This window comes from Mesorhizobium sp. M7A.F.Ca.CA.002.09.1.1, from assembly GCF_003998555.1.
GTDB classification, from domain to species: domain Bacteria; phylum Pseudomonadota; class Alphaproteobacteria; order Rhizobiales; family Rhizobiaceae; genus Mesorhizobium; species Mesorhizobium ciceri.
Genome location: NZ_RZRR01000110.1, coordinates 1 through 9,419, shown reverse-complemented (window position 1 = coordinate 9,419; position 9,419 = coordinate 1). Strand labels below are relative to the sequence as shown.

At 63.3% G+C, this 9,419-nt stretch carries 10 protein-coding genes and 1 riboswitch; of the genes, 7 read left to right on the top strand and 3 right to left on the bottom strand.

Features of this window, described 5'->3' with window-relative positions; translation table 11 throughout:
• Positions 1-817 (bottom strand): 5,6-dimethylbenzimidazole synthase (bluB, locus tag EN994_RS07540; RefSeq protein WP_245465996.1); only part of this gene is annotated, 817 nt, incomplete at its 3' end.
• Between the two features lie 110 nt (positions 818-927).
• Positions 928-1,108, bottom strand: a riboswitch (cobalamin riboswitch).
• A 121-nt stretch (positions 1,109-1,229) separates the two neighbouring features.
• Here bluB and EN994_RS07535 point away from each other — a divergent pair.
• From EN994_RS07535 to EN994_RS07510, 6 genes are all read left to right on the top strand, one after another.
• Positions 1,230-2,156, top strand: coding sequence for a histone deacetylase family protein (locus EN994_RS07535; RefSeq protein WP_063167671.1), 927 nt, complete (start codon positions 1,230-1,232; stop codon positions 2,154-2,156).
• A gap of 3 nt (positions 2,157-2,159) precedes the next feature.
• Entirely contained in the window at positions 2,160-2,411 is a 252-nt protein-coding gene (locus EN994_RS07530) for an exodeoxyribonuclease VII small subunit (protein WP_013532792.1), read from the top strand.
• 110 nt (positions 2,412-2,521) lie between these two features.
• Positions 2,522-2,788, top strand: a complete 267-nt coding sequence (locus EN994_RS07525) for a DUF2277 domain-containing protein (protein WP_013532791.1) — start codon at positions 2,522-2,524, stop codon at positions 2,786-2,788.
• Between the two features lie 39 nt (positions 2,789-2,827).
• Complete coding sequence (locus tag EN994_RS07520) at positions 2,828-3,748, top strand: pirin family protein (RefSeq protein WP_063167672.1); 921 nt, start codon at positions 2,828-2,830, stop codon at positions 3,746-3,748.
• A 142-nt stretch (positions 3,749-3,890) separates the two neighbouring features.
• Positions 3,891-5,804 (top strand): 1-deoxy-D-xylulose-5-phosphate synthase, encoded by a 1,914-nt coding sequence (gene dxs, locus EN994_RS07515; protein ID WP_063167673.1) that lies wholly within the window; start codon positions 3,891-3,893, stop codon positions 5,802-5,804.
• Positions 5,805-5,952: 148 nt separating this feature from the next.
• Entirely contained in the window at positions 5,953-6,246 is a 294-nt protein-coding gene (locus EN994_RS07510) for a hypothetical protein (RefSeq protein ID WP_024503606.1), read from the top strand.
• 88 nt (positions 6,247-6,334) lie between these two features.
• On the opposite strand, the gene EN994_RS07505 is transcribed toward EN994_RS07510, so the two are convergent.
• Positions 6,335-7,486, bottom strand: coding sequence for a GNAT family N-acetyltransferase (locus EN994_RS07505; protein ID WP_063167674.1), 1,152 nt, complete (start codon positions 7,484-7,486; stop codon positions 6,335-6,337).
• Positions 7,483-8,478, bottom strand: a complete 996-nt coding sequence (locus EN994_RS07500; protein ID WP_063167675.1) for a sterol desaturase family protein — start codon at positions 8,476-8,478, stop codon at positions 7,483-7,485. The genes EN994_RS07505 and EN994_RS07500 overlap by 4 nt, the downstream gene beginning before the upstream one ends.
• 326 nt (positions 8,479-8,804) lie before the next feature.
• Between EN994_RS07500 and EN994_RS07495 the strand changes: the two genes are divergently transcribed.
• The coding region (locus tag EN994_RS07495) for a TlyA family RNA methyltransferase (RefSeq protein WP_164745835.1) at positions 8,805-9,419 on the top strand (615 nt) is incomplete at its 3' end.

Below are 9,419 nucleotides of genomic sequence, written 5' to 3'. Positions count from 1 at the left end.
AGTTCAGGGAGCTCAAGGACAAGGCGCTCGCCTCCTTCGGCGGTTCGCGCTGGGGTACGGCCGGCGCCACACCCTGATCGGCCGGGCAGGTGGTGTCTGGTGAGGCAGAAACGGTGTTGAGGCGCGCCACGGTGGACTTGAGCTGTGTCTCGCCTTGCCCGGAAAACGTCTCGCTCATGATCAGTTCCGGCAGCGGCAGCCGCCGTCCCCAACCATGCGTTTCAAGGTCCGGTTTGGAAGCGAACTCGGAAACACGGCCGACGCAGAGATAGGCGATTGGCGTTACGTGATCCGGAATGGCCAACAGCCGCTTCAGCGCCTCAGCCTCGATGATGCTCACCCAGCCGACGCCAACGCCCTCGGCACGCGCGGCCAGCCAGAAATTCTGCACCGCGCAGACGGTGCTGTAGAGATCCATCTCCGGATTGTGCCAGCGTCCCAGCGGCGAACCCTTCGAGCGCTGCCGGTCGCAAGTGATGCAGATGTTGAGCGCGCTCTCGCAGATGCCTTCCAGCTTGAGCTTGCGGTACAGCGCCTGTTTTTCCGCCTCGATCGCCGGCAGTTCCTGCTCGCGCGCGGCCAGGAACAGGTCGCGCACCTCCGCTCGTCGTCCGGCATCGCGAATGACAATGAAATTCCATGGCTGCATGAAGCCGACCGATGGCGCGTGATGGGCGGCAAGCAGCAGCCGCGCCAGCACGTCGTCATCGATCGCGGTGGGCAGGAAATGGCTGCGCACGTCGCGCCGCGTGAACATGGCGCGATAGACCGCATCGCGCGCATTCTGGTCGAATCCATCGTCAATGGCAGCGGTCATATGTTCCGGCATCGCTTGTCCCCTTGCGATTGCAGATTCAAAACGGTCAGAGCGTACTTTGTGCGTCCAAATGGACGCACGTCGCTCTGATGCCACCCGCCCGACCATGCGGATGACGATGCCTGCCAGGCCGGTCTTCTGGCTTGGGATCAACCCGCGTCCGGTGCCTTCCCGTCATCGACAGTGGCATTTACCGGCGCGGTCCCCCTCACAGCGTTGGGCACGCCACGGAATTCAACCGTGTTCCCGATTCTCCCGCTTGCGGCGGGCACCAGGCAGTGCCAAGGACTTTACGCCGAAGCGCCGGCGAGGCCAATGCCTGCGGCGACACGAATGGACGCAGGCGCGATTTTCCCCAGTCATCGGCCGCCCGTGCATGGCCTTTGTCGATCCGGGTCACTAGATTAGGACGATGACCACCCGTCTCTACACGCATCCGATCTTCCTCGAGCATCTCACGCCGCCCGGACATCCCGAGCGGCCCGACCGCCTGCGTGCCATCGAGCGCGTGCTCGACGAGGAAGCCTTTGCCGGGCTCGATCGTATCCAGGCGCCGGAAGGCGACGAGGCCACCATCCTCTACGCGCATCCCGCCGATTTCGTCGCCCGCGTGCGCGCCGCCATTCCCGACGAGGGGATTGCCCGCATCGATGCCGACACCACTGCCAGTCCGAAGAGCTGGCAAGCGGCGATCACCGCGATCGGCGCCGCCAACGCCGCCGTCGATGATGTCTTTTCGGGCCGCGCCGACAACGTCTTCGTCGCCGCCCGGCCGCCCGGCCATCATGCCGAAAAGACCACGGCCATGGGCTTCTGCCTGTTCAACACGGCGGCGATCGCGGCGCGTTATGCGCAGAAGAAACACGGTGTCGAGCGCGTTGCCATCGTCGACTGGGACGTGCATCACGGCAATGGCACGCAGGATATTTTCTGGGACGATCCCTCGGTGCTCTATTGCTCGACACACCAGATGCCGCTTTATCCCGGCACCGGAGCGAAGACCGAAACGGGCGCCGGCAACATCGTCAACGCACCGCTGGCGCCGCAGACCGGCAGCGAAGTGTTTCGCGATGCCTTCCTGTCGCGCGTCCTGCCCGCGCTCGACAATTTCGCGCCCGACCTGATCATCATTTCGGCCGGGTTCGACGCGCACCACCGCGATCCGCTGGCCGAGATCAATCTGACCGAGGATGATTTCGATTGGGCGACCGGCCAGCTGATGCAGCGCGCGGCACGCCACAGCGGCAACCGGCTCGTCAGCCTGCTCGAGGGCGGCTACGATCTGCAGGGATTGGCATTTTCGGTCGCCGCCCATGTCGGGCGACTGATGAAAGGATGAACGATGGCTGGTGAGACCAACGAAGACGTCAAGGCGATGAGCTTCGAGCAGGCACTCGATGCGCTGGAGAAGATCGTCGATGATCTGGAGCGTGGCGACGTGCCGCTCGACCAGTCGATCAGGATCTATGAACGTGGCGAGGCGCTGAAGGCGCATTGCGACCGGCTGCTGAAGGCCGCCGAGGACAAGGTCGAGAAGATCAGGCTGTCGCGCGACGGCAAGCCGGTTGGAACGGAGCCGCTCGACGCGGATTGAGGCCGGTCCGAACGATGGCCTCGCCTCACCGGTTTTTGGACATGATCATGATCGAGGATATAACTCGTTGCGATTGAAACAGCTCAAGGACAAGAGGAGATACGGAAGCGATGTGCAGAAACATCAAGACCCTGTTCAATTTTGATCCGCCGGCAACCAATGACGAGGTGCGCGACGCGGCCCTTCAGTTCGTCCGCAAGCTGAGCGGAACGACGCGACCCTCGAAGCAGAACCAGCACGCCTTCGATCATGCCGTCGACGCCATCGCGGCCTCGGCGCGCGAACTGCTCGATTCCCTGGAAACCCATCAGCATCCGCGCAATCGCGAAGAGGTGGCGGCCAAGCTGCGGGCAAAGGCGGCCATCCGCTTTGCCTGATGCGGCCAGGCGGCCTTCGACCACCGACAAGGAGAGTCCATGAGCTTCTTCCCCGGGAAAGACCCTGAGGTGGGCGATGCGTTCGCCAGCGATCAGATCGAATTGATGGTCATTCCGAACGCCAAGGACATCGGTGGTTTTCAGGTGCGCCGTGCCCTGCCAACGGCAAAAAGGCGGTTGGTCGGTCCGTTCATCTTCTTCGACCGCATGGGTCCCGCGATCCTGCGGGCCGGCCAGGCGCTGGACGTCCGTCCGCATCCGCATATCGGACTGTCGACGGTCACCTATCTGTTCGACGGCAAGATCCGGCACCGCGACTCCCTCGGCACCGAAATGGTCATTCAGCCCGGCGACGTGAATTTGATGACCGCCGGCCGCGGCATCGTCCATTCGGAGCGTACGCCGGAGGAACTGCGTGGCGCGCCGATGTCGGTATCCGGCCTGCAGACATGGCTGGCGCTGCCGGACGACAAGGAAGAGGTGGCTCCTGTGTTCGAGAACACAGGAGCGCTCAGGCTTCCCGAGATTGATGCCGAAGGCGTCAACGGGCGCCTCATCATCGGCGATTTCCAAGGATTACGGTCCCCGGTCAGGGCCGATTCGGAGACGCTCTACGCCGACCTGCGCCTGGCGCCCGGCGCCAGCGTGAAAATCCCTGCCGATGCGGAAGAGCGCGCCATTTACACGCTGGAAGGCGAGGTCTCGATTTCGGGCGATGTGTTCCCAGCCGAACGGCTGCTGGTCTTCCGTCCCGGTGACGAGATCGTCGTGTCGTCGCAGACCGGGGCGCATTTCATGCTGTTCGGCGGCGCCTCTCTTGGTTCGAAGCGTTACATCTGGTGGAATTTCGTCTCGTCGTCGAAAGAGCGTATCGAACAGGCGAAAGAGGAATGGAAGACAGGCCGCTTCGACATCGTTCCAGGAGACGAGGAAGAGTTCATTCCGCTGCCGGAAAGCTGATGCCTGTCGCCCAAAGTGGCCCGGTTTTGGGGAAACGACCTGCATAGAAGCAAAAGACCACAGTCTGATCCGCGTCACTGACACGCATTTACTTTCGCCGGCCGGCGGCCTATTTCGCCCATCAACCGAAAGCCTGAGCACCGTGAACGCAACGCCGCATACGCCGCTTCTCGACAAGGCCCGCATCCCGGCCGACCTGCGCATGCTTGCCGAGAGTGAGCTGCCGCAACTGGCGTCCGAGCTTCGCGCCGAGCTGGTCGACGCGGTATCCCGCACGGGTGGTCATCTGGGCGCCGGCCTTGGCGTGGTCGAGCTGACAGTGGCGCTGCACTATGTCTTCAACACCCCCGATGATCGGCTGATCTGGGATGTCGGCCACCAGGCCTATCCGCACAAGATCCTGACCGGCCGCCGCGACCGTATCCGCACGCTGCGCCAGGAAGGCGGCCTGTCCGGCTTCACCCGCCGCGCCGAGAGCGAGTACGATCCCTTCGGCGCTGCCCACTCCTCGACATCGATATCGGCCGGCCTCGGCATGGCCGCGGCCCGCGATCTCTCCGGCGGCCGCAACAATGTCATCGCCGTCATCGGCGACGGCGCCATGTCTGCCGGCATGGCCTACGAGGCGATGAACAATGCCGGCGCGCTCGATGCACGGCTGATCGTCATTCTCAACGACAACGACATGTCGATCGCGCCGCCAACCGGCGCCATGAGCGCCTATCTGGCGCGGCTGGCCTCCGGCAAGGCCTATATCGGCCTGCGCGATTTCGGCAAAAAACTGACATCTTATCTCGGCAAGCGGGCGGATCGTGCGATCACAAGGGCGGTCGAGCATGCACGCGGCTACGTCACCGGCGGCACGCTGTTCGAGGAACTCGGCTTCTATCACATCGGCCCGATCGACGGCCACAATCTGGAGCATCTGATCCCGGTCCTGAAAAATGTCCGAGACAATGGCGAAGGCCCGGTGCTCATCCATGTCGTCACCCAGAAGGGCAAGGGCTATGCGCCGGCGGAAGCCGCCGCCGACAAATATCACGGCGTCAACAAGTTCGACGTCATCACCGGCGCGCAGGCCAAGGCGCCGGCCAACGCACCGGCCTACACCAAGGTGTTCGCCGAAAGCCTGGTCCAGGAGGGCCGCGAGGACGACCGCATCGTCGCCGTCACCGCAGCCATGCCGAGCGGTACCGGCCTCGACCTGTTCGGCGAAGCGTTCCCGTCGAGGACCTTCGATGTCGGCATCGCCGAACAGCACGCGGTGACCTTCGCCGCCGGCCTCGCCACCGAAGGCTACAAGCCGTTCGCGGCCATCTATTCCACCTTCCTGCAGCGCGCCTACGACCAGGTCGTCCACGACGTCGCCATCCAGAAATTACCGGTGCGCTTTCCCATCGACCGCGCCGGCTTCGTCGGCGCCGATGGCGCCACCCATTGCGGCGCCTTCGACACCACCTTCCTGGCGACACTGCCGGGCTTCGTGGTGATGGCGGCGGCCGACGAGGCGGAGCTGCGCCACATGGTACGCACCGCGGCAAGCTATGATGACGGCCCGATCGCCTTTCGCTATCCGCGCGGCAATGGCGTTGGCGTCGACATGCCGGAGCGTGGCTCCGTGCTCGAAGTCGGCAAGGGCCGCATCGTCAGGGAGGGCACCAAGGTAGCATTGCTGTCCTTCGGCACACGGCTGCAGGATTGCCTGATCGCCGCCGAGGAGCTAGGGGCTGCCGGGCTCTCCACCACGGTCGCCGACGCCCGTTTCGCCAAGCCGCTCGACGAGGATCTGATCCGGCGGCTGGCCCGCTCGCATGAGGTTCTGGTGACGGTGGAGGAGGGCGCCGTCGGCGGCTTCGCCAGCCATGTGCTGCAGTTCCTCGCCCATGAAGGCCTGCTGGAAAGCGGCCTGAAGGTGCGCCCGCTGGTGCTGCCCGACGTGTTTACCGACCACGCCAAGCCGGAAAAGATGTATGCCGATGCCGGGCTCGATGCTGCCGGCATCGTGCGCACCGTGTTCGTCGCGCTCGGGCATACGGTTCGCGCCCAGCGCGCCTGAATCAAAGTCTCAGTGACTTGAATCAGTTTGCCGGCCAACGTTCTTAACGCGTTGTTTACGCTGCCGTTTGGCGCTTTGCTTACCGTGTCTCTTGGCCGTTTTTCAACGGCGCCCTGCTAGATCGTGATCAGGCAGGGAGACAGCAACAATGAAAACGCTTCTGTGCGGCGCAGCGCTTTGCGCCGTCATCGTCGCGCCGGCCACAGCCGAAACGCGCTATGATCGCAGCCTCGAAAAGGCGGCCATGGGCATCGTCGCCGGCAAGATGGGCGACATCCGCGGCGGCTTTTCCTTCAAGCAGGTGCCGCAACTGGTGGTTCTGCCGGCCCCCGTTCCCGCACCTGCGGTTGCCATCGAGCCTTCACGCGAGCAAGCGTCGGGAGGGCGTGCGGATGGGTTGTCTCCGGCCGTCGAGCGCCCGGTTTCGCGAAGCGTATTCTGAGCTAGAGACCAGCAAGCCCTGATCGGGATTGCCCGATCGTTTCATCGTGCTTTGCCGCTGTGCGGGTGATCTAAAGGCGTCGGCACTGCTACTCCGCCGCCACCAGCTCCGCTTGTTGCGCCGGTTTCTCGGGGCGCCAGGATTGCGCCGCGTGGCGGGCGCGGTCTGCCAGGGCGGCAAGGCGTCCGCGCAGGTTTCGTCCACCCACCACTGACGACAAGATCACCGAATGCGTCGCAAAGCGGCGCTTGAAATCCTCGCCGCCGCAGAGAAAATCGATCGTGGTCAAGCCCCTGTCGAACGACCACTGGATGTAATCCATCATCAAGACCATGCCCGGCGAGGCCCGTTCGAAGGCCGGATCATAGGTGGTGACGAAAGCCATCATGGTTCCATGCTGCTCGAAATTGATCGATATGGCGATGATCTCGTCTTCGCGTTCGAGCACGAAGATGCGCAGCAACCCAAGCCCGGCCAGAACGGAGATCAGTGCCGGCAGCGCGGGGGAACCTTCGTCGAACAGGTCCGAAACGCGGCCGTGTTTTGCGAGCCATAGCCGTTTCAGCGCGGCGACGCGTTCCAGCACCGGCTCGCGGGCTTCGTGCGCATCCATCAGGCGGAAACGCAGCGCGCCGCCTTCCTCCATGAATTTGTAACCACGGCGATAGTTTTGCCGGGTTTTCTTCGACTGGCTTTCAAACCATTGTGCGCCGCGTTGTCCGGCGCTGGAAACTCGGTAGCTGACCTCGCTGCGGTGGCTCGGCTGCAAGATGCTGCCCTGGCCTGGGGCGGCGGGACCAAGCAGGGTCCGGAATCGAGCATCGGGCAACAGCCGATTGAGATACGCAAGATCGAAGCCGCTATCGTCGAGGATATGTTGCCAGAGTTGCGGCAGGATCTGTGGCTCTGCATCGGGAGCAAGCAGGACATCGCCATAGTCGCAGTGATCCTTCGCCGCCCATTCCAGCATACGGATGCCCGAGCGCCAGAAGGTCGCGAGCGCAATGACCGCCTCGAGGCGCTCGCCGCTCCAGACCAGGCCGATCCTGAGGCCGCGGCGGTCCTGATGCGGTGTGGTGTGCCACCAGGCCGAGATCCAGTCGGGATGCTGGAAAACGAGGCCGCCGGCGCGTTGCCAGAGCGCTGCCCAGGCGGGCGCGATTTCTGCCAGTCGCTCTGGCGAGGTTGCAATTTCGATCCGGTGCGCTTGCTGCATCCGAAACACGGCCGGTCCGTTCATGGCTTGCCCCCCTGCGGCGATTGCTGTGGCTCGGGCTTGTCGGCGCGGAAATGTCTGGCGATCTGCCGCCACATCCGCTGCAGCGGCATGACATAGAGGCCTGCGAGCGACTGGTAGTCGCGCACGTTGCGTTCGATCAAACCGAACTTGAAGTCCTCGTCGGGTTTCGGAACGCACAGAGTTCCGAAGAGCCGATCCCAGAACGAGAAGAGCAGCCCGAAGTTCTTGTCGTAATGGCGCGGGTCGGTGCTGTGGTGCAACTGATGCCAGTGTGGGCACAGGATCAGATTGTTCAACGGCCCAAACGAGATCTTGAAATGCGTGTGCCTGACGAAATCCATCATCAGGATGTTGCGTATGATGTAGACGTTGACGCCGAAGACCGTCAGTTCAACCAGGTTCAGCGACACCAGCGACCAGATGCCGACGCAGATGCCGGGAATGACGCCGTCCCAGGCCCGGTTCATCAATTCGTCGAGCGGGTGGACGCGATCCTTGGTGATGCCGACCATCACCTCGGCCGAATGGTGCACCTTGTGCAGTTCCCAGAGCACCGGGTAGCGGTGCTGGGCGACATGATAGAGATAGTACGAAATGTCGTAGGCAAGCAGCATGGTGAGGGTGAAGATCGTCACCGTCACAGGCCCCGCCGGCCCCTCGATCAGAGGCGGCTGGATTGCCAGCAGCGTGGAGAGCAACCAGTTCGTCGCATAGCCGACGGCGCTGACGAAGACGACGCCGGCGGGCAGCATGAGGAATGGCATCAGCGCCTTCCGCGTCACCCAGAACAAAAGGTCGGCTTTCGCCGAAGGATGCGTGATGACCTCATGCGGGACCGCGAACTCGAAGAACTCTTTCCAGCTCTTTTTCTCGACCGTGCGCCAATAGGCGACCAGGGCACTGGCCAAAGCAGTCAGCAACAGAAGTCCGGTCGCCAGCAGGCCGGCGCCAGAAATCCGGTCAAGAACCTTGTAGACGATGTCGCTGGCCATTTCCAAAGTTGCCGCCTCTTCATCCGGGTTTTCCCGTCGTCGCGGTCATAACATTGAAGTCCTCAAGCAAATGCGATGAAAATTGGTTAAGAAATCATGAGGCTTTCTAGATTGTTGGTATTTACCCGCAGGCGGTGAGACCTCATGCTTCGGCGGTCATCCGTCTCAACGGGCGTAACGCATGGGTATTCATAAGGATGGTCGGCGGGACGGGACGCCTCACCATCGTCGCCGTGCAAGATGCTGAGCGTGATGATGGGAACGGGAGACGAAATGCTTCCAGCTGGCGCTCTTGCCATCGTCGTCGGCTTTCGCCATGAAGGCCGATGAATTCGCCTCTGCCAGCCAGCGCACGCCAGCGGCTCGACGACCTGCTCGTCCAGCGCGGGCTGTTTGCCAGCCGCTCGCGTGCCCGCGACGCGGTCGAGCGCGGCACTGTGACCGTCGACGGCCTCATTGCGCGCAAGCCCGGCCAGAGCGTTTTGCCGCAATGTCACGTTACCATCGATGATCCGGCGCAAGGCTATGTGTCGCGCGCGGCACTCAAGCTGATCGGCGGGCTCGATCATTTCGGCCTCGATCCTGCCGGCCGTGAAGCGCTCGACATCGGCGCCTCGACCGGCGGCTTCACCCAGGTGTTGCTCGAGCGCGGCGTGGCCCATGTCACCGCCGTCGATGTCGGTCATGGCCAGATGCATCCTGATATCGGCGGCGACCCGCGTGTGACGGTGATCGAAGGGCTGAACGCCCGCGACCTCGCCGTCACCGATCTCGGCGGGCGTATTCCGGATTTCATCGTCTCCGACGTCAGCTTCATCTCGCTGAAACTGGCGCTGCCGCCGGCCCTTGGTCTGGCCAAGGCTGGCGCAAAGGCCATGTTTCGGGTCAAGCCGCAATTCGAGGCCGGCGACACGGGCGGCGTCGAAGGGATCCTTCAACAG